This window comes from Pontibacter deserti (assembly GCF_023630255.1).
GTDB classification, from domain to species: domain Bacteria; phylum Bacteroidota; class Bacteroidia; order Cytophagales; family Hymenobacteraceae; genus Pontibacter; species Pontibacter deserti.
This window is the reverse complement of sequence record NZ_JALPRS010000002.1, coordinates 23,256-44,185: the sequence shown is the minus strand read 5'-3', so window position 1 is coordinate 44,185 and position 20,930 is coordinate 23,256. Positions and strand designations below refer to the sequence as shown.

The 20,930-nt window shown below is 46.4% G+C and carries 15 protein-coding genes; 8 read left to right on the top strand and 7 right to left on the bottom strand.

Features of this window, described 5'->3' with window-relative positions; translation table 11 throughout:
* The first annotated feature begins 56 nt into the window (after window positions 1–56).
* The 3 genes from MJ612_RS12115 to MJ612_RS12105 all read left to right on the top strand — a co-directional run bounded on the left by MJ612_RS12115 (window position 57) and on the right by MJ612_RS12105 (window position 2,697).
* Window positions 57–638, top strand: coding sequence for a uracil-DNA glycosylase family protein (locus MJ612_RS12115; RefSeq protein ID WP_187031841.1), 582 nt, complete (start codon window positions 57–59; stop codon window positions 636–638).
* 56 nt (window positions 639–694) lie between these two features.
* On the top strand, window positions 695–1,843 hold the full coding sequence (locus MJ612_RS12110; RefSeq protein WP_187031843.1) for a methionine aminotransferase: 1,149 nt from the start codon (window positions 695–697) through the stop codon (window positions 1,841–1,843).
* A gap of 77 nt (window positions 1,844–1,920) precedes the next feature.
* Window positions 1,921–2,697, top strand: a complete 777-nt coding sequence (locus MJ612_RS12105) for an amidohydrolase (protein ID WP_187031845.1) — start codon at window positions 1,921–1,923, stop codon at window positions 2,695–2,697.
* 130 nt (window positions 2,698–2,827) lie between these two features.
* Here the strand turns inward: MJ612_RS12105 and MJ612_RS12100 are convergent, their stop codons facing one another.
* Together MJ612_RS12100 and MJ612_RS12095 are read right to left on the bottom strand one after the other, a co-directional pair.
* Entirely contained in the window at window positions 2,828–3,223 is a 396-nt protein-coding gene (locus MJ612_RS12100) for a hypothetical protein (RefSeq protein WP_187031846.1), read from the bottom strand.
* A complete protein-coding gene (locus MJ612_RS12095; RefSeq protein ID WP_187031849.1) occupies window positions 3,223–5,430 on the bottom strand; it encodes a T9SS type A sorting domain-containing protein in 2,208 nt (735 codons plus the stop codon). The genes MJ612_RS12100 and MJ612_RS12095 overlap by 1 nt, the downstream gene beginning before the upstream one ends.
* A 126-nt stretch (window positions 5,431–5,556) precedes the next feature.
* Between MJ612_RS12095 and MJ612_RS12090 the strand changes: the two genes are divergently transcribed.
* The gene (locus tag MJ612_RS12090) at window positions 5,557–6,843 is read left to right on the top strand and encodes a UDP-N-acetylmuramoyl-tripeptide--D-alanyl-D-alanine ligase (RefSeq protein WP_187031851.1); all 1,287 of its coding nucleotides are present in this window, start codon (window positions 5,557–5,559) and stop codon (window positions 6,841–6,843) included.
* A 141-nt stretch (window positions 6,844–6,984) separates the two neighbouring features.
* Here the strand turns inward: MJ612_RS12090 and rfbC are convergent, their stop codons facing one another.
* Complete coding sequence (gene rfbC, locus MJ612_RS12085) at window positions 6,985–7,527, bottom strand: dTDP-4-dehydrorhamnose 3,5-epimerase (protein WP_187031853.1); 543 nt, start codon at window positions 7,525–7,527, stop codon at window positions 6,985–6,987.
* Window positions 7,528–7,550: 23 nt separating this feature from the next.
* Window positions 7,551–8,669, bottom strand: a complete 1,119-nt coding sequence (locus tag MJ612_RS12080; protein ID WP_187031855.1) for a glycosyltransferase family 4 protein — start codon at window positions 8,667–8,669, stop codon at window positions 7,551–7,553.
* Between the two features lie 152 nt (window positions 8,670–8,821).
* Here MJ612_RS12080 and MJ612_RS12075 point away from each other — a divergent pair, with 152 nt between their 5' ends.
* The 4 genes from MJ612_RS12075 (at window position 8,822) to ppk1 (ending at window position 14,286) form a co-directional block, all read left to right on the top strand.
* On the top strand, window positions 8,822–9,538 hold the full coding sequence (locus MJ612_RS12075) for a SirB2 family protein (RefSeq protein ID WP_187031857.1): 717 nt from the start codon (window positions 8,822–8,824) through the stop codon (window positions 9,536–9,538).
* 3 nt (window positions 9,539–9,541) lie between these two features.
* The gene (gene hflX, locus MJ612_RS12070) at window positions 9,542–10,729 is read left to right on the top strand and encodes a GTPase HflX (RefSeq protein WP_187031859.1); all 1,188 of its coding nucleotides are present in this window, start codon (window positions 9,542–9,544) and stop codon (window positions 10,727–10,729) included.
* Window positions 10,730–11,603: 874 nt separating this feature from the next.
* Window positions 11,604–12,098, top strand: coding sequence for a SixA phosphatase family protein (locus MJ612_RS12065; RefSeq protein ID WP_187031861.1), 495 nt, complete (start codon window positions 11,604–11,606; stop codon window positions 12,096–12,098).
* A gap of 91 nt (window positions 12,099–12,189) precedes the next feature.
* Window positions 12,190–14,286: a polyphosphate kinase 1 gene (gene ppk1 / locus MJ612_RS12060; RefSeq protein WP_187031863.1), complete on the top strand. Its 2,097-nt coding sequence runs from the start codon at window positions 12,190–12,192 to the stop codon at window positions 14,284–14,286.
* A gap of 91 nt (window positions 14,287–14,377) precedes the next feature.
* Here ppk1 and MJ612_RS12055 read toward each other — a convergent pair whose 3' ends face one another.
* The 3 genes from MJ612_RS12055 to MJ612_RS12045 all read right to left on the bottom strand — a co-directional run bounded on the left by MJ612_RS12055 (window position 14,378) and on the right by MJ612_RS12045 (window position 20,929).
* A complete protein-coding gene (locus tag MJ612_RS12055; protein WP_187031865.1) occupies window positions 14,378–15,433 on the bottom strand; it encodes a DUF6268 family outer membrane beta-barrel protein in 1,056 nt (351 codons plus the stop codon).
* Between the two features lie 559 nt (window positions 15,434–15,992).
* Window positions 15,993–17,024 carry a DUF6268 family outer membrane beta-barrel protein gene (locus MJ612_RS12050; RefSeq protein ID WP_187031867.1) on the bottom strand — a complete coding sequence of 344 codons (1,032 nt, stop codon included), beginning with the start codon at window positions 17,022–17,024 and terminating at the stop codon, window positions 15,993–15,995.
* Window positions 17,025–17,110: 86 nt separating this feature from the next.
* The gene (locus MJ612_RS12045; RefSeq protein ID WP_187031869.1) at window positions 17,111–20,929 is read right to left on the bottom strand and encodes a metallophosphoesterase; all 3,819 of its coding nucleotides are present in this window, start codon (window positions 20,927–20,929) and stop codon (window positions 17,111–17,113) included.
* Window position 20,930 lies beyond the last annotated feature (1 nt).

The window sequence follows — 20,930 nt, the reverse complement described above, 5'->3', positions numbered from 1 at the left end:
TTAACCTTTGCGCCTTATCCGGAAGTATAAACCTTTGTACCTTTGCAGCTATACGTATGGAGCCACTCGAGAACTTACTGCAACAGATACGAGCCTGCCGCATTTGTGAAGAACACCTGGCACTTGGTCCCAGGCCGGTATTGCGTGCAAGCGCTACAGCAAAGCTACTTATAGTTGGTCAGGCTCCGGGCACCAAAGTACACGCCAGCGGCAAACCCTGGGACGACCAGAGCGGAAAGCGCCTGCGCCACTGGCTGGGACTGGAACCTGAAGTATTTTATGATGAAAGCAAAGTAGCTATAGTTCCGATGGGGTTTTGCTACCCGGGCAAAGGCAAAAGCGGCGACCTGCCACCGCGCCCCGAGTGTGCCCAACACTGGCACCAAGCTTTACTAGGCCTGCTCCCGAACATCGAGTTAACATTACTGGTAGGTAAGTATGCGCAGGATTATTTTCTGGGCGCCAAGGCGAAGGCTAACCTCACCCAGACTGTAGCTAACTGGTATGCGTATTTGCCTGAATATATGCCGATGCCACACCCTTCGCCACGCAACCAGTTTTGGGTGAAACATAACCCCTGGTTTGAGCAGGATGCCATTCCAGTGTTACGTGAACAAGTAAAACAGTTACTCTCCTAAACCTAAGTATAGTATATTCGTTGCAAAAAATTCCTTCAGCTAAAACCACTACAACTATGGCAAATAACTTAACCAGCAAACTACCTGATGTAGGCACCAGTATCTTCTCAGTGATGTCGGCACTGGCCAACGAACATAAAGCCATTAACCTGTCGCAGGGCTTCCCGGACTTTAATTGCCCTGAGCCTTTGATAGAGCTGGTTACAAAGTATATGCACGATGGTTTTAACCAATATGCACCAATGCCCGGTGTTCTGTCTCTGCGCGAAAAAATAAGTATAAAAACTGAAAAGCTGTATGGGTACCGCCCCAACCCGGACACCGAGATAACAGTTACCTCCGGAGCAACCGAAGCTTTATTTGGAGCTATTACCTCCGTAGTTAAACCTGGCGATGAGGTGGTGGTGCTGGAGCCCAGCTACGATTGCTACGCCCCTGCTATCCGTTTAAGCGGTGGCACGCCAGTATATGTGCCCCTGTCGCTTCCTGATTTCAGCATAAACTGGGAGTTGGTAAGAAGCCGCATCACATCAAAAACACGACTTATTATTGTAAACACGCCACACAACCCAACCGGCGCTGTTATGACCAAAGCTGATATGGATGAGCTGGCTTTGCTTGCCGATGCCCACAACCTTTTTGTGATCAGCGACGAGGTATATGAGCACATGGTTTTTGACGGTCTTAAACACCATAGCGCCTTGGAGAATCCTGTACTTCGCGAGCGCAGCTTTGTGATCTCCTCGTTTGGTAAAACCTACCATACCACCGGCTGGAAAGTTGGCTATGCTGTGGCACCACCTGCATTAACAGCTGAGCTCCGTAAAATGCACCAGTTCATTACGTTTTGTACCGTTACGCCACTACAGTTAGCTATCGCTGATTTTATGGACAACGAAGAACATTACCTGAGCCTGCCAGACTTTTACCAGGAAAAACGCGATGCTTTCTGCGAATATTTGGCACCGTCAAGGTTCGAGTTTCTTCCGTCTGTGGGCACGTATTTCCAGTTGCTGAAGTATGATGCTATCTCGCAGGAGCACGACCAGGATTTTGCCAGACGCCTGGTACAGGAAGTTGGTGTGGCTGCCGTTCCGGTATCCGCTTTCTACCACGACAAAACCGACCACAAATACCTGCGCTTCTGTTTTGCCAAGGGTGACGAAACACTCTGCGCTGCCGCCGAAAAGCTGGTGAAACTATAGTATAAGTTGTTGATTGTTTTTACAGCTTCTCATTTATAATTTATAATTTTTAATTCGTAATTCATAATTTAAATAGCATGAACCTGCGGGTAACGATAGTACAGACGGAACTACACTGGCACAATGCGGTGGCAAACCGAAATATGCTTGCGGATAAGCTGGCTGCCGTTGCGCCTAAAACTGACCTGATTGTGCTGCCGGAAATGTTTACGACAGGGTTTAGCATGGATGCCCCTGCACTGGCCGAACAACCTGAAGGTGACACCCTGCAATGGATGCGGGAGCAGGCTGCTAGGTATGATGCTGTAGTTACCGGAAGTATAATTGTGCAGGAAAATGACCAGTACTATAACCGTCTGCTTTGGGTTAGGCCTGATGGCAGCTATGAACACTACAACAAAAAACACCTGTTCCGGATGGCGAAGGAGCACCATACTTATACATCTGGAAGTGAGCGCTTGACAACAGAATTAAAAGGCTGGAAAATATGTCCGCTGGTGTGCTACGACCTACGTTTTCCGGTGTGGAGCCGCAACACAGGCGAGCGCTACGACCTGCTCCTGTATGTTGCCAACTGGCCTAAAATCCGTAGCCTGGCCTGGCGCACTTTGCTGCAAGCCCGCGCTATCGAGAATATTGCCTATACTATTGGCGTTAACCGCATCGGTACTGATGGCAATAATCATCCTTACTCCGGCGACTCAGCTATCATTCATCCGAAAGGCCATAAGCTACTGGAAACTACCGAGCAGGAGGGAGTACACACCATCACGCTAAGCAAGCAGGAATTACTGGATTTCAGAGATGTTTTCCCGGCCCACCTGGATGCAGATGATTTTGAGTTGAGAGGGTAAACTGTTATTCCTTGTATTTGCTGGCGCGGGTTTGCAACCCGTGCCTCATTATAATGCCGGATTTGCTACCCGACTGGCCGGAGGCCCAACTATAGCAAGTTAGGAACGTGGACGCTCACGCCATGGTTTATCAGGTATAAAACTCTTTCACCGCACGCAATAGCTCCACATCATCCTGCACCATTTTCATCTGTAACTCCGGGCGGGCCTGTACCATGCGCTGCAAACGGTGGTGGCTATTTTTTAAAAGTATAAGCTGCCTTTTCTGCCCTTCTAAAATCAGCTCCAGCAGCGGGAATATACTTCCAACACCAACATCCGGGGCATTACTGTCTATACAAACTATAAGTTCTTCCGAGTCTTGCAATAACTGCCTTGCATAATGCAGAACCAGCTCACCCGACTGAGAATCAATATCCAATACTGCTGCATCGGGGTACTGGATTTTAACCTGCTCCAGTACAGGGTTGCCGTAGGCTATAGTTTGGGTATCTGCCAGCAGACGGATGTATAAAAGCGCTTTCATTACTGAACAACAAATTTTGCGGTTTTATACTTGCCCTGCCTGTTTACAGCCCTCAGAAAATATATACCAGCTTTCAGGTTGTGCACAGGCACGCTGCTGTACTGTTTATAGTTATTGCCGCTGTGGTATACTTTTTTACCGATGGCATCATACACTACAAAAGCAACGGGCTCCGATGCCTTCACACGAACCAGAGTACTAACACGATCTGCCAGGTTAGGATATACATCTACTACAAATTCTTCGGCAGGCGCACCCGGGTTATCTTGGTAGCCAGATGTTTGTTGCAGCAAGTATAAACTGCCGCCCTGCGTGCCCACTATTACATACAGGTTTCCAGGGCCTCCCAATGCCGCTGCGGTTATACTTCCGCCTTTGCCCAATTTGGTTGGCAGCAGGCTTTCTGTTAATGGATTTTCCAGCAGTTCTGTTTCCGGAGTAAAGGGTTGATCAAGTATAGCTGCCAGGTTACGGTATACTTTTATACTTCCGCTATCATCAGTAGTTATCAGATCCACGGTGCCGTCACCGTCTACATCAGTAGTTGCCGGGTATAGGTTGCGCTTATCAAAACTGAAACTGATGCCACCCAGGTTGGTTTTAATTAAACTATAGCTTGGATTAGTAGCGGTGCCAACATTGGTGTGGAGTTGCAATTCGCCGCTAGATTTGCCTAAAACCATATCCAGGTCGCCGTCCTTATCCGCATCAAAAAAAGCTGGGGCATCGCCATCTGTAGCAGTATGCATTACTGTTTTATCGTTCCAACTATAAGTGGTGGCAGTTGCTGTATTGGGCAGGTAAACTATAGTTGTGGCATTGCTTTGAATGCTTTTGTAAGTAAGTATCAGGTCTGCTTTTTCGTCTCCGTTTATATCTGCAAATACCGGCTTCAGATTAAGTACGTGCTGATTCTCCAGCCCCAGGTAATTATCTGTAACTAAAGTAAAAGCAGGATTGGTGGCAGTACCTGTGTTTTGAAAATAGCTGAGCGTTGAAGTATAAGTACCGTTGCGGTACGCGCCGTTGTTACCTACCAGCATATCCAGGTCGCCATCGTTGTCTATGTCTGCAAAAGCGGGGTAAGCGCCTTCGCCCACATCCAGCATCTGGTCTTGTAAAAAGTTATCCTGTATAAACTCAAAATCTGGTTGGTGTACTGTTCCCTTGTTTTTGTATAGCCATACCGAGCGTTGAAGTTCAGGATTAACTTCGTTGGTGTTGGCTAAGTTTGGTGCAACGAGCAGGTCGGGTATGCCGTCAAAAGTAACGTCTTCGTAGTAGGCAGCCGGAAACCTCCGGAAGCTGGCCTGATGTGTATTAGCCGGAAAGTTTATGGTTACCTCATCCATTTGGGCTTCCTGCGCAGTTCCTTTATTTTCCATTAACACCAGTTCGTCGCACTGTACAGCGCCATTTAATAAGTCCTTATCGCCATCTGCATCAATATCCAGCAGCAAAAAAGAGCTGCCCGTGTGGCCTGTGTGCAACGGAGCAGCTATTCTACAATCGGCCCCGAAAACATAGTTATTGCAGCCATCACATTCAGTAATTCCACCCCACCAGCTAGAGTTGCGCACAAAGCTTAGCGCACTGCAATTCAGGTTATTCTCTACGCGCATGTTCTGGTAATATTCTAACCGCTTCCCATGCGAAAATTCTGACACCAGCACATCCAGGTCACCATCATTATCTATATCTTCTATGGCCGGTATGTCGGCGCTTTGCAGTTGCAGGTTTACATTCTGGTTATAAAGTATGGCTTCTTCGGCAAGTATAAACTTCGGAAGCTGGTTAGTGCCCCTCTCCTGTTTGTATACTTTAATTCCAAGCGGCGTGCTGGTAAAAATATCTTTCAGGCCATCGCAGTTATAGTCGCGCAGCAGCACCCAGGCAGTCAGGTCATCCGGGAAAAGCATTTCGTACTCCGGGCTATAGTTATACTTCCAGCTGCCGTTTTGCTGCACTGCCAGCCATGTAAATACCTTGTGCTGCATACGGTCGTAAGCAAACAGGTCGGGCTGGTTATCAAAATTCAGATCTATAGTGGAGAATTGAGGAGCATTGAGGCCGCCGCTCCAGGGTTGAGCAAGCGTGCCTTGACCTGTAGTTACCGGCACATGTTGGTGCAGCACAAACTGCAGAGGTTCCTGGGCCACCACATTATAAGCTGTAAGTATAAAAAGCAGCAGGAATATCTTTTTCATAGGATGACAGGGAGCTGTAAAGTGCTGTAGTGCCTTTGCTGTTTTGGATGTATATTGCAACCTGTATGGCAGTAACTTGTTAACGATAAACTGCTATAGCATTTATACTTTAAAATTAACTATTTCATGCAGACCAGCATCGAATTTCTATATCAAAAATACCTGGAGTGCCACCACGTTAGCACCGACTCCCGCGCGGACCAGGCGCAAAGCCTGTTTTTTGCCTTGAACGGCCCAAACTTTAAAGGAGCCAAGTTTGCTACGATGGCTTTAGAGAAAGGGGCAAAATATGCCGTAGTAGACGACCCGGCTATGGCATCGGAGAACTGCTTTGTAGTAGAAGATACGCTGCAGGCGCTGCAGGATCTGGCCCGTTATCATCGTAAAAAATTAAGTATACCCGTAATTGGTATAACTGGCACCAACGGCAAAACCACTACCAAAGAGCTTACCCATGCTGTACTGAGCCAGAAATTCAACACGCTCTATACGTTGGGTAACCTGAACAACCACATCGGGGTGCCGCTTACCTTGCTGCGCATCAAACCGGAGCACGAAATGGCGATCATCGAGATGGGCGCCAACCACATTGGTGAGATCGAACTGCTTTGCTCTATTGCCTTACCAACGCATGGTCTGATCACGAACATTGGCAAAGCGCACCTGGAAGGTTTTGGCAGTTTAGAAGGTGTGGCACATGCGAAGAGCGAACTATACGTGCACCTGGATACTACAGAAGGAACTGTTTTCGTGAACAGCACTAACGAGCACCTGATGCGCATGAGCCGCCGCATTGCCAACAAAATAATGTACCCGGCCATCGGTGATTATTACCACAGTGAATTAGTAGATGCCTCGCCGTACGTGGTGTATAAAGATGAAGAAGGCAACGTAGTAAATACACAACTGGTAGGTGCTTATAACTACGAGAACATGGCTGCAGCAGCCTGCATTGGTAAATTCTTTGGAGTATCGCTTACTAAAGCCAACGAAGCCATTGCCAACTATAGCCCTGTAAACAACCGCTCGCAGGTGATCCATAAAGGCAGCAATACTATTATACTGGATGCCTACAACGCCAACCCAACTTCTATGGCCGCTGCTATCCGAAACTTTGGCAACATGAACGTGCCGCGCAAAGTGGTTATACTTGGGGATATGTTTGAGATGGGAGATGAAAGTATGGCTGAACATTCAGCACTGGGTACCATTGCTGCCGAACAACCAATTGATACCGTTATACTTTGCGGAAAAGACATGAAGTTCGCCGCCGAAGCTGACGAAACCTTTAAGCATTTCGAAACAAAGCAAGACCTGCAATTCTGGCTGCAGCATCACCCCTTCTCAGATAGCTACATCCTGATTAAAGGCTCAAGAGGTATGGGGCTGGAAACATTGGTGGATGTGTTATAGTTCTGAATGAGTGGTTGAGTGAATGTGTGAATAAAACAGAAAAGCCAGCAACTATAATTTGCTGGCTTTTCTGTTTTATTAAAGAATCCCAATAATCAATCAAATCTCCATTAATCTGTGTCTCAGACTTAATTACTGGTCTTAAAACGGCGACTCAAAATGTCTTAACAGCGGTAGTATTTCATCTTTAGGAGATACAAGCGGGTTTTCAACTCCCCAGTCTATACTTAATTCAGGGTCGTTCCAGAGTATACCGCCTTCGGCTGATGGCTGGTAAAAATCAGTGCATTTGTACAGGAAAGTAGTATTGTCTTCGAGGGCTACAAAACCGTGAGCAAAACCTTCGGGTATGTAAAATACATTTTGCTGCTCGGCATCAAGTATACAGGTAACATGCTTACCATAGGTCGGCGAATTTTTACGCAAATCAACGGCTACATCTAAGGCACGGCCAGATGATACTCTTACCAGTTTCCCTTGGGCATAAGGTGGTTTCTGGAAATGCAATCCGCGCAGTACCCCCTTCTTAGAAACCGACTGGTTATCCTGTACAAAATTTGGTTTTAACCCTAAATGCTCAAACCATTTCATGCTGAAGGTTTCCAGGAAATAACCTCTGTCGTCGCGGAACACCCGTGGCTGAAACTCTACTAAACCCTCAATCTCAAATGTCTTAAAATCCATGTATTCTTTACTGTAACTATAGTTTATACTTTCTTATGCTTTGCAACTTCATTAATAGCGTGCAGGTAGCGCTGTATCACAAAGTTCACGTCAAATCTGGTTTCGGCAATTTGTCGGCTAGCCTCGCCCATTCTTTGTAGCTGCTCCGGGGGCATTTGCAGCATCTGTTCCATTTTATCTGCCAGGTCGGAGGCATTACGCACGCGGCAAAGCAGGCCATTTATACTTTGCTGCACCACTTCGCGGCAGCCCGGTACATTGGTAGCAATTAAAGGTTTGGCCATGGCGGCAGCTTCCAGTAAGGTACGCGGTGTGCCTTCACGGTAAGAGGGCAGCACCACACAATCCGCCTGTGCAATTATAGTTGCCACATCGTCGGTGGTACCTAAATACTCTACAGCACCGGTAGCCAGCCACTCATCAAGCACGGTTTGCTTTATCCCGAAACGGCTAAGCTCATCTACCTGACCCAGCAACTGGCACTTTATACCTGGGTATTTTTCCTTCAGCAAACGGCAGGCTTCCATATATTCGGCTACCCCCTTCTCGTATAGCACCCGAGCAATCATCAGGAAAGTAAACGGCGCATCCGGGTCAGGTTTTGGCATTGGCTTAAATTCCTGAAGATCTATACCTGAACCCGGCAAAACCTCGGTTATACCTGCTCTTACCAATTTGTGCTTCAGGAAAAGCCGACGGTCGTCCTGGTTCTGAAAAAATACTTTAAAAGGGTACTGAAAAGCTTGCTTGTAAAGCCTGAGCGCGATATTAGAGATGTAATCTTTCTTGATAAAAATCGTACCCAACCCCGACACATTATTGATGGACGGAATATGCGCCAGGTGCGCGGCAATGGCTCCGTAAATATTCGGTTTTATAGTATAATGCAACACCACGTCAGGCTTTACGCGGGAGTATGCACGGTACAAACGCCAGGTTAACCAGATGTCTTTAAAAGGATTTGTACCTTTTTCCATGGTTACCGGAACAAACCTGCAACCGGCATCAATCAGGCGCTGAGAGTAACTATCATGCGGGGCTATGGCTACTACTTCATGGCCTTCTGCCAACAGTGCCTTTATCAGGCTCATTCTGAAGTTGAAGATGTTCCAGGAAGTGTTGATAACAATAGCTATGCGCATAAAAGCTTTATGAAACCAAAAAGCCGGGAAGGTTACAGCCTTTTGCACTGTTTTAACATGCCAAGTTACCTAAAATAGCGCTATCATCTGAAAAAATTAACCTAAATTGCATCCATTCTTCCTTACCCTTTACCTTTAAAAATTAACACACCATGCCGATCACAGCCTTCTTACACACGCATGTTCTGGTTGTAATTCTATTTTTGCTGCTTTTTACCACAAAAACAGTATTGCTGCTACTGAACAAACGCGATGCCTTAACAACGCTGCGCAACAAAACCAAAGTGGTGGAAATGATCCTTGGCACATTAATTCTGGTAACAGGTGGGTGGATGTTGTTTAACTATAGCGGCATACCAGGTTGGCTGATCACGAAGGTAGTATTGGTACTGATAGCTATTCCGCTTGGTATAGTTGGCTTAAAACGCGAAAACAAAGTACTGGCTACACTGGCCCTGCTGATCTTTTTGTATGTGTACGGCGTTGCCGAAACCGACAGCCTGACCATGAAAAAAGAGACAGCTGAAAGTACAACCATAATCGAAACTCCTGAAACTGATGCTTTTGAAACTGGTGATTCAACACTGAGCGAATCAGAAGCTGCCCAGGAAGATATTGTGGCCTCACTTAATGAAACTGCGTTAGCCAATGCCGAGAAAATTTTCGTACAACAGTGCGCTACGTGCCACGGCGAAGACGGTGCTAAAGGTGTAAGCGGTGCTGCCAACCTTACGGAGAGCCAGCTGAGCCTGCATGACCGTAAAGAGGTAATTGCTGGAGGCCGTGGCCTGATGCCAGGTTTTAAAGAGCAACTGAGCGAACAGGAGCTTGACGAACTGGCAGCTTATACCATGACGCTTAAGAAATAATTAATGGGTAAACAGAAATATTACGAAACCGCCAAGCCCCAGGAAACTGCAGTGCTGGTGGCCGTACCAGGCTACCGCCAGACGGATGAGCAGACCAACGAGTACCTCGATGAGCTTGCTTTTTTAACGGAAACGGCCGGAGCCAAAACTATAAAACGCTTTGTTCAGAAGCTCGAAAAACCAGACCGGGCTACTTTTGTAGGCAGTGGCAAACTGGACGAGATCAAAGCCTACGTGCTGGAACACAACGTGGATATGGTGATCTTTGATGATGACCTTAGCCCCTCGCAGGTGCGTAACATTGAGCGCGAACTACAGATAAAGATTGTTGACCGCAGCTTGCTTATACTTGATATTTTTGCGCTGCGTGCTAAAACTGCCCAGGCTCACGCGCAGGTAGAAATGGCCCAGTACAGGTACCTGCTCCCCCGCCTTACCAATCTCTGGACTCACTTATCCAAACAGAAAGGTGGTATCGGTATGAAAGGTCCCGGTGAAACGGAAATTGAAACTGACCGCCGTATTGTGCGCGACAAAATTGCTTTGTTGGGAGAGCGGCTTAAGAAATTTGAGAAACAGAACTTTGAGCAGCGTAAAGCCCGTGCAGGCATTGTTCGTGTAGCCTTGGTTGGTTATACCAACGTAGGTAAATCAACTATCATGAACCTGCTTTCCAAATCGGATGTGTTTGCGGAGAACAAACTGTTTGCTACCGTAGATGCCACTGTTCGCAAGGTTGTGTTCGACAATATCCCGTTCCTGCTTTCTGATACAGTTGGGTTCATCCGGAAGCTGCCTACCAAACTGATCGAATCGTTTAAATCCACGCTTGATGAAATTCGTGAAGCAGACTTACTAGTACACGTAGTAGATATTTCGCATCCTTCTTTTGAAGAGCATATTGAAGTAGTGAATGATACATTAAAGGATATCAACGCTGCTGAAAAACCGGTGCTGCTGGTATTTAACAAGGTAGATTTATACTTACAGCAACGTGAACAGGAAATGCAGGAAGAAGGCCACGAGGTACGTCCTTCTATCGAGGACTTAAAGGCTACTTATATGGCTAAAGTACACGCTCCGGCACTTTTCATATCTGCTACCAATAAATTAAATATCGAAGACCTGCGTGATGAAATGCAGCGTCGTGTAGCTGAGCTTCATTTTGAGCGCTACCCGAATAACGTTTAGTTGCTTATACTTTACTGAATTAAAAAAAGAGCTACCTGCGCGGGTAGCTCTTTTTGTTTATTTCGGCTTTGTCAGAATCAGGATTTTCAGGATGAATGGATGAGCAAGATTCTTAGACCTCGTAGCGTGCGCAGCTCCTACGAGCGTCTTTTTACCTCTTCCCAGCCTTCCCCTAAGAACAGGGGAAGGAACTTCTGTTATTTAAAATAATTCCGACCTTTAGGATGGTAGGGAAGTGTTACCATAGTTTCTGTTTCCAACCACCCCCAACCCCTCCTTGTCTAAGGCGGGGAGCTTTTTTCTGATATAGCTATAGTTGAATTTATAGTTCTATGGTTTCTGTAGACCCCATGAGGGGACACTTCTGTAACTGTTATAGTTTGGTTATTGTTCTATAGTTACAAACCCTAATTGGATAGGTCGCGACCTGTCCCTACGGAATTACAACGAGAGAAGCTATGCAACTATAGCTTCTCAAGCAGCAAGAACTACAGCTATCGAATTGATATCAGTCTTCGGGTTGAGCGCCTCGAGAGGTTCCGGTACCGAAAGGCATTGTGAGGCACGAGCAAAGGAAGCGAAAGCCGCGCGATGCCCGAAGACGAGGCCCCGCGGCCGTGAGCGCACCAAAGCCAACTATAAAAATGTAGGTAACTAGAGCTCCAAGGATTAAGAGCAGCTATCGAAGAAGAAACTTGTTTCAGTTACAGTTAACTATAGAATTTATACACTCGTAGGAGCTGCGTACGCTACAAGGTCTTCTGCAGCTAGACATCCTTTAACCTACCACAACTATTTTCAGACACTTTCAGTAAAGACACAGAACCATAGCAACTTCCAAATATGCTGTTGGTCCTGATTGATTATTGATCCCATGAAGACATTATATATACTGAGACACGCCAAGTCGAGCTGGGAATTTGAAGAACTAAGCGACCACGACAGGCCCCTGAACAAACGAGGACGCAATGATGCATCGCTAATGGGCCGGGAGCTTTCTTCGCGAGGCGTATTGCCTAGCCTGATCGTATCGAGCCCTGCTGTACGTGCCATCTCCACCGCTACCCTTATAGGCAAAGAACTAGGCTACGACCCGGATGATATTGTGATAGATGAACGTATTTACGGTGCTGATAAGAACTTACTGCTGGAGGTAGTGCAGGAAACACCTGTAGAGGCTGAAAGCATGATGATTATAGGTCATAATGATGCTCTTACTGAATTTGCCAACATGCTGTCGTCGGAAGTAGTGGGTATTATACCTACTGCGGGTGTAGTTGCCCTTAATTTTGATTGTGAGAGCTGGTACGAGATCAGCCGGGACAATGCAGAATTCCTGTTCTTCGATTTCCCAAAGAACTACGAGTAGGGCGCCTGCCTGATTTATACTTCACCCATTGCTGCAACCTGTTTTATTGTAAAACTACTTGTCAACAATATGCAGCACAACTTACACAAAGATGGAAAAAGAGAAAAAAAAGAAGCAACAGGCAGAACCTGAGTTTATAAACCGGGAATTAAGCTGGCTGGCTTTTAACTATAGAGTATTACAGGAAGCCAACGATAAACAGGTGCCCCTGCTGGAGCGCATTAAGTTCATGGCCATCTTCTCATCTAACCTGGATGAGTATTTTAAAGTGCGTGTGGCTACTCTTAAGCGTCTGATAAAGCTGAAACGCAAAACAATTGAAAAGCTGGACGAAGATCCTGCTGAAACACTGAACCTGGTAATGCAGGAAGTAAAGCGCCAGCAGCAGGAGTTCGGCGAGGTGTTTCGCGATGGAATCTTAGCCGATCTTAAAAAGGAAAACATCCACCTGATCACCGAAAAAGACCTCACAGCCACTCAGAAAAAGTTCATCACCACTTACTTTAAAGAGAACCTGCAGCCACTGCTGCTACCGATGGTGATGGATGACACGGAAACACACTTCTTCCTGAAAGACCAGACAGTATATTTAGGTGTACAGATGAGCAGCGCTAAAAAAGATGCTGTCCTACCAGAACAGTATGCCATGCTGGAAGTACCAACTAAAAAACATGGCGGCCGCTTTATTAAACTGCCTACTCAAAAAAACAACAGGTATGTTATGTTTATTGATGATGCCATTCGTGCGTGCCTGCCGTTACTGTTTCCGGAGTATAGCCAGTTTGAAGCACATGCAGTAAAAGTATCCAGGGATGCGGAGCTGGATATTGAAGAAGATGTGTCGGCTAACCTGATGTCGAAGATCAAAAAAGGATTGAAGAAGCGTGAGATAGGCACTCCTGCCCGCTTGCTATACGACCCAGAAACAACACAATCGTTGCTGGACGCCATTATGGCACATACCGGTATAACAGACGAGGAGCTTGTAGAAGGCAGCAAGTATCACAACTTCAGAGACTTTTTCGGATTCCCGGATTTTAACCTGCCGGAGCTAAAGTATAAGCCGCAGCCTACACTGGTGCACCCTCTACTGGAGAAAGAGCCAAGTATGATTGCGGCCATGCAGAAGCAGGATTACATCGTACATTACCCTTATCAGTCTTTTGACTATGTGGTAAAGCTGTTTGATGAAGCTGCTATAGACCCTGCCGTTACTGCCATCAGCGCTACTTTATACCGTGTAGCCGATGGCTCTGCCATTGCCAAAGCACTCACCAAGGCAGCTAAAAATGGTAAACTGGTAACAGTGGTTGTAGAGCTCAAAGCACGTTTCGACGAGGAATCAAACATCTTTTGGGCGGGTAAATTACAGAAAGCCGGGGCCAATGTTATACTTGGCGTACCTGATCTGAAAGTACATTCTAAGCTTGGCTTAATAACCAGAAACGAGAATGGCAAACTGGTAAACTATGCCTACCTAAGCACCGGTAACTACAACGAAGACACCTCCAAAATTTACTGCGACCACGCCCTGTTTACCTGCGACAAACGCCTTACTCAAGATGTGGAGCAGGTATTTAATTTCTTTATAGACCGTCAGCCTGACAAGAAGTTCAAGCATTTGCTGGTTGCTCCTATTAACATGCGAGACCGCTTTAACGACCTGGTGAATAAAGAAATAAAAAATGCCAGGAAAGCGTTGCCGGCTTCCATGATCTTAAAGATGAATGCCCTGCAGGACGACCGCATGATCAGGAAACTATATGAAGCAAGCCAGGCAGGTGTAAAGATAGAATTGTTGATTCGTGGTATCTGTTGTCTGCAACCTGGTGTAAAGGGTTTAAGCGAAAATATTACAGTACAAAGTATAGTAGATCGTTACCTGGAACATGCCCGGGTCTACATTTTCCATAACAATGGGGAAGAGAAGTATTATATAGCCTCTGCCGACTGGATGACGCGTAACTTGAGCCGTCGGGTAGAAGTAGCTTTCCCGCTTTTTCAACAGGATTTGATAGACCAGGTTCGTACCATAGTAGACCTGCAACGCTCCGACGACACCAAGTCCCGTACCGTAGATAATACCTATGTAACCCAATCTACAGATGATCATATCCGGGCGCAGTATGCTACCTATGATTACCTCCGCAGCCTGGTGCCCAAAGGCTTGAAGCCGGAACGGGAATAAAGTATAAAAGGCCAGCTGTTATTGCTGGCCTTTTATACTTTATACTATTTGTGATCTCAGATTACGTTCATACTATCTTATGCATGTGCTGTTATCTGCCTGGTCCTTTTCTAACCTGGCCTTTTTCTAACCATTTGCGTGGTGCCACCAGGTATAGCTCAACTTCTACAAAGCCTGCGCCGGCGAGGTCATTTTCAATCAATTCATCATCTGAAGTACCCACATCTTCAAAAACACGGTGGTTGTAGTACTGCCGGAAGCCACCCTCCACTGCAAACCACAGAAAGTCATAGATCTCACGTTCCATGCGCAGCAGACCTTTTATATCTGTACGTCGCAGCTCTATATCACCAAACTGTTGCAGGTCTGTTTCGTCAGCGTAGATGTTATAGCTGCTACCCTCTAAACGATATCCCGCATAGAAAAGCGTTTTATCGTTAGCATTATAGCGCACTCTGGCTGCAGCAGGAGCAATTGCCTCTATTCCCCATTTCGGGTTGAAGGTACGGTTATACAGGAGGCCCGGATAAATCCTTTGCCTGCCAAAAATATAACCATATTGTACGCCTATACCAATAGAATAATAAGGAGATAAGGACCAGCCATAAGCTAAATCTACAGTGGTTTTCAGGTAATCAGAAATGTTAATGTCGTCCCGGGTATAATCTCCGTTGAGTTCGCCTTTTACACGGATTATATAAAACTTGCGTTCATCCAGGGAGTGTTGGTAGGCTAGCTGCAAGCTTATACTTTTCATGTTCTTATCTTCCAGGTATCGGTACAAACTATAGGAGTTGTCGTCGAGGTCTTCAAAATTAAATTCCTCTAATTCGTAGCCGAAACCAATAATAAGCTTTGTCTGAGGCCTGTTAATCAGTGGGGCTGCTGCTGAAACAGAGAACTTGTTGTGGCGCCTGACATGTCCCTCTCCATTTCCTATCCTAGGGTCATCAGACTCAGATTCTATATCGAAACTGGGGAGGCGTTCATACCTGATTACTACCCCGCGCGGTCTGGCCTGGCCCTCCACCCCTGGGCCGGCATATATTGTTGTGTCAGCCTGACGGTATGCTGGTCGCTGGGCAACTGCCTGCCACCCGATCAGGAGAAAAGAAAACAGCAATGTTCTGGTAAATATTTTTTTCATAGCTTATAGGGGTATACGGTATCAAAAAAACAGCTATAGGAGCAGATTTTTTCTATTCCTATACTTAGTATGGTTATACGGTTTTTATAAAAAGAAGCCAAAGCCCAGTGTCATCAGCTCATCGTCTTCGGTTGCCTGTACCACTCAGGATATTGGCTTGGTAAAAGTGGAGGTCTCTCTAATACGGACTGCCCGTGTAAGTTGGAACGGGCAATTAGGTGTTGCGATGAAAAGTATAACAGTTGTAAGTGAAGTGCCTTGGCGGGTTCCGGTGCCGAAGGCTTTAGAACAAAGGAGTAAAAAAGCTAAAGAGAACTTAATAGGAAAACCGGGCTTCTGGGTCGTGTGTGTACCAAAGCCGAAGATTCCGGACTTGTTTCGGGGCTAACTATAAAATAATAGTTAAACAGAACTCTCAGGATAAGAACCGGATATGAAAGTATAGCTCAGTTACAAGCAAGTAAAGATCTCAACTATAAAACCAATAAGATCACTTCGATTAAAGCCCGGAATAACAGATACACATAGTCTGAAGCCATATGTCACTAACAAATCTATATTATTTACTCTTCTCCATTAATCTTCTTGGCGGCACAACAAACAGCTCAACCTTCACAAAGCCGGCTCCAAACAGGTCGTTATCCAGTATTTCGTTACGGGAGCCCGCTTCATCAAATACACGGTTGCGGTAATATTGCCTGAAACCACCTTCAACTCCAAACCACAGGAAATCGTAAATCTCGCGCTCCAGGCGTAGAAGGCCTTTTACATCTGTACGGCTGAGTTCTATTTCTCCAAATTCCGACAGCGAGCCTTCATCAACATAAAGGTTATAGCTGGCACCCTCTAAGCGGTAACCGGCAAAAAGAAGCGTTTTCTCATTTACGTTGTAGCGCAAACGGGCATTGGCAGGGAAAATAGCTTCTACACCCCAGTTATTATTATAGGTGTGGTTGTAAATTATAGCCGGGTATATACTTTCTCGCCCGAAAGTATAGCCAAGTTGCAGGCCTACACCAATCACATAATTCGGTGATTTTTTCCAGCCATACATTAAATCTATAGTAGGTTTAAAATAGTCTATCAGGTCAGAGTTGATGTCATCTTTTGTAAAGTCGCCGTTCAGCTCCCCTCTTAACCGGACCAGGTAAAAGCGTCGGCTATCTATGGAATGCAGGTATACTGCCTGTGCGCCCACACTTTGCAGGTTCCTGTCCTCCAGATACTGATAGAGGTCATACGCTGCCGGTGTAACATCCTCGAAATTAAATTCTTCAAACTTGTAGTCTATGCCAAATATAACTTTTGTCTGAGGCCTGTTTAAGACCGGCGCGTTAATCTTCACGTCAAATTTATTGTGCCGGCGCACACGCCCTTGGCCATCTTCCAGGCGAGGGTGTTTAGAATCGGATTTTATATCAAAACTTGGTAAACGCTCATACCCGATAACAATACCTTTGCCTTTACCCATGCCAACTACCGATGGGCTGGCATACTCTTCCATTATTTCTGTTTCGGGACTCTGAGCCTGTGCCTGAACTATAGTACAAAGTATAGCAGCCGCTCCTAAAAGTAGCGTAGTAAGTTTCATAGTTTTATAGTACAAATGCGGCTTTTAGAAGCAGAAATTGCCGCAAGTTGTACTACATACGGCATTACTATATTTAAGTATAGATTTTAAAACTGGAAACCAAAGTTCAACATCCATAGCGTATCTTCCTTGCTCCAGGAGTGGGTTAAAGTAAATACCGTACGGTTCAGGAAATCTGCCCAAACGCCCACTCCATACCCGTTGTGCAGGCTTTTTATAAAGCTTTGGCGCCTGTCGTCTTCGTGGTACACACGCCCTGTATCATAAAGGCCCAATACACCAAGCCTGCCCGGCGCTAAGTATAAGTTAAAATTCATGAGTTGTATGCGGCCTTCGGCATTGGCATAGATGGCACTGCGACCTGCATAGCGCGTACGACGGTAGCCGCGCAGGTTATCTGTCCCACCCAGCGTGCTGGCTTGGTAAAACCTGTAATCTCCAATGTTATGTGATGCACCTACACGCCCTGCCCAGGTAAGCTGAAACGGGAAGTTTGGTGTAAGATAAAACCTGAACTCTGAGCTGAGCCGTGTAAAATCAAGGTTATACTTACCCAGTTGATGATTATAGTGGATGTTGTTGTACCAGCGCAGACCTATACGCGGATTAGGATCTGTACCACCACCTATCACATTCATGTTAGCAAACGCTTCTATACCTACATATTCCTGCGCATTAAATGTCCCGGTTGCTTCGTCGAAAGTGCCGGGCTGCAGGTTACCAGCTACAGCTTCGTTTACCAGAAAATTTTCCTGGGTTGGGGTATTTACCTTAAAACGTTCGTAAGTGGGGCCGATACCTATTTTAAAGAATGAGGTAGCATCTTTATAAAGCCTTACACTAGCCCGCTGCCGTTCATACCGCACACGATAAAAAGCTTCATCCACGCCAGGGTCTTTTTCAGTTTCGTTACCTAAGCCATAATAATTACGCTGGTACTGCGGGCCCTCAATTTTCCCATCCAGCAGCAGGTTCCAGTTGCCCGTAACCTGCCTGAAATCGCCTGTATAATGTATGTTGTAAGAGTTTGTTAAAAAGGCATAATTAGCTTCCAGCAAGTGTTCAGAAGCATAAGGCGTTTTCCGGAATTTATGTGTACGTGCCAGCACACCTGCTCCTATAAATAAACCATCGTCTACGTTATACTCAAAAGACAGGCGCGGACCAAAGTATGGCAGCTTATAGTTATTCCGGTCATAAAGATTTACATCTGCATAAGGCGCTGTCTCATCTCTGGTTTCCGGCCCAAAAATAAAGTCGTTGCCTGCCTTGGTATCGTAAACCACTGTATGGTGTTTAAAGCCGCTTACGTTCGAGTTATCCGTTATTTTATCAGCCTCATCTCCCCCGATAATACGCACTACGACACCTTCTTTTACATCACCATTTACTATAAATTCGTCTTCGCCACCTAAGCCATACAGCCTGATCTCCTTTGTTTCGTTGGTATAGAAAGTACGCTTATACAACGTGTCCCGCAACTCTCCCTCTTTCGTAATTTTGTATACTGTAAGGCTGGTTTCGTCATCATTTATCCTGTTTACCACAAAGCGTTCGTGCTTGTCGCTGCCTGCCACATCCACCAGTTTAGCCAGAAAAGTATAGTACTCCTCGGCCGCCTGCGGGAGCTTATCCCTTCTGGATTTAAGCTTGGCAATTATCTCAGGGCCAGATATTGGTTGTATACTCTCTGGCAAATCCCGTACTGCTTCTTCAATTACAGCATCTGTCATGCTCTTTTTGATATCCTCAGCAATTTTCATCCAATCCTGGCGCGTAACACCGGACAGGAAAGTACGGTCTACGGTCTGGGCGCTCAGATTCAGGCCAATGATATCGCCATAATCATGATCGAAGTTCTGCACATTCCGGATGCTCCATTTGCGGGTAGCCAGCCATGGTAACACACCATCTACTTTAAAGAAAGCCTGATCACGGTCTTCAGGCACTGGTATATAAATGTCGCCACTTTCGCCCTGCTTTTTCTTCTCGGCCCATCGCCACTGCCCTTCGTGGCGGTCCCAGTCCCCGATAAGCATATCTAACAAACGGGCACGTGCAAACTCCTGCTGGTCTACTTCATTGTCGTTATCCTGTTGTAGTTCTTCCAGCACTTTGTCGGTACCTACCAGGTTTTCTGCATTACCAAGGCTTGCGACATCCTCGTGGTTCTCATCTGCATCCTCTTCCAGAAATGCCATCATGTTACTGAACTCCTCCATGTACTGGCGCAGGTACGGCGTTTGCGGAATGTATACCAGCTTCGGATTTGTATGGTACACACCGGCAGCATCAGCCAGCTTTGGAACTACTAAGGCACCATACGGGTGCTGCGCCGAGATCTGGTCCTGCAGCAGGTCGCGGGCTGCCGTTTCGCGAAGGTATTCCGGCAAGGCCATAGTTGGGTCTTTGTTCACGCTTCGCAGGGTAAATTCGCGTGCATCCGGGTTGCGTACTTTAAGAGATACGGTTTGCCTTCCGCCCCCTTTCTGGTATGGCCGCAGCCCGCCTTCCACGTTTTTCATATCCAGTGTAGGCAGCGTAACCGGTGTAGCCCACTCTTCGCGGTAATGGTCGCCTAAAAGCTTACGGCGCATACTACTGGCTTCCTTATAAGTTGTGTTCGCAGCCAGCACCAGGGTACTATCGGCATAATTGGTTTCATCCTGCACAAGTGGTCGTTCTCTTCGCGGCTTTTTGGCATAAACCGGCGTCCTGAAGGTGAGCTTGCCAGTTGAGCCATCTCCTTCGGGTGCCCAGAATTCCGTCCATACTTCACCATTCTCATAGTACATTACTTTGGCAAAGCCTTTTACCTTTTCAGCATAATGTGCATCGCCACCCCCTCTTATATCCTGTATCTTACAGCCTGAGCCACTAACTATAAGCCCGGCATTATTATGTTTAAAATACTCCAGGGCATGCTCATGGCCAGCAGCATAAATAATATTATCATACTTATCGAAGATGTTGTATAGCCCCTGGATGAAGGCCTGGTAACGTGGGTGCGGAATATCCTGTAAAATACCGCCATACTTACGGGCAAAAGGATAAATAGAACCTATAACAGGCAGTGGCAGGTATATCCACTCGCGCAGGAGCGTGAACGGGAAGATATGATCTTTAAGGGTAAAGAAACCGCCATGTACACCCCGGCTTTTGAGCGGGTGGTGCGCCACGATCATGATATCGCTGCCTGCATTTTTCTCAATGATGTCTTCTAGTTGTATGAGCAAGTCTACTTCGGTAGCAGCGCCACAATTGCTGTTCTCTCCATAAGGTCTATCGAAAGGGTGCAGCCACCATTCCGAGTCAAGCGCGATCAGTACCAGGTCATCGCTGATCTTTACTTCATAAGGACCCGGGCAGCCGTTACCAGGCACATAAAAATCTCCGCCAACTACAATGTTCTCATCCGTAAGGTATTCGTTTACATAACGCTGCTCACGTGTAACTGCCTCCAAGCCACCACGGCCGCTGTGGTTCCAGTCGTGGTTGCCCGGTATCATATACTTTTCGCCGGGGTATCCTTTTAAGATATCAAGCTGGGCGTTCAGGCGCTTTTCAGATACTTCGCGGTCGTAGGCTCCGGGCTCCGGCAGACCGTTATGATACACATTATCCCCTAAAAAGATAGTGGCACTCTGAGCACCGGCTTCCATCATTTGCTGGCGCATCAGTTTCATAGATGGCTCGGTGCGCTCCAGTTCCGGGGCGCCCACATCCCCTATCAGAAAAACAGTATAAAGCAGTTTGTTAGAGTCAGCTGGCTTGGCTGTTTCCCAGTTAGCTGTTTGCGGACCAAAGTATACGTCGTGCCGGGCGCAGGCACTAAGAATAAGTATAAGCAACACCACACCAACCTTTAATGAAGTGGAGCGCCAAAGGGTATATCTTTTTCTCATA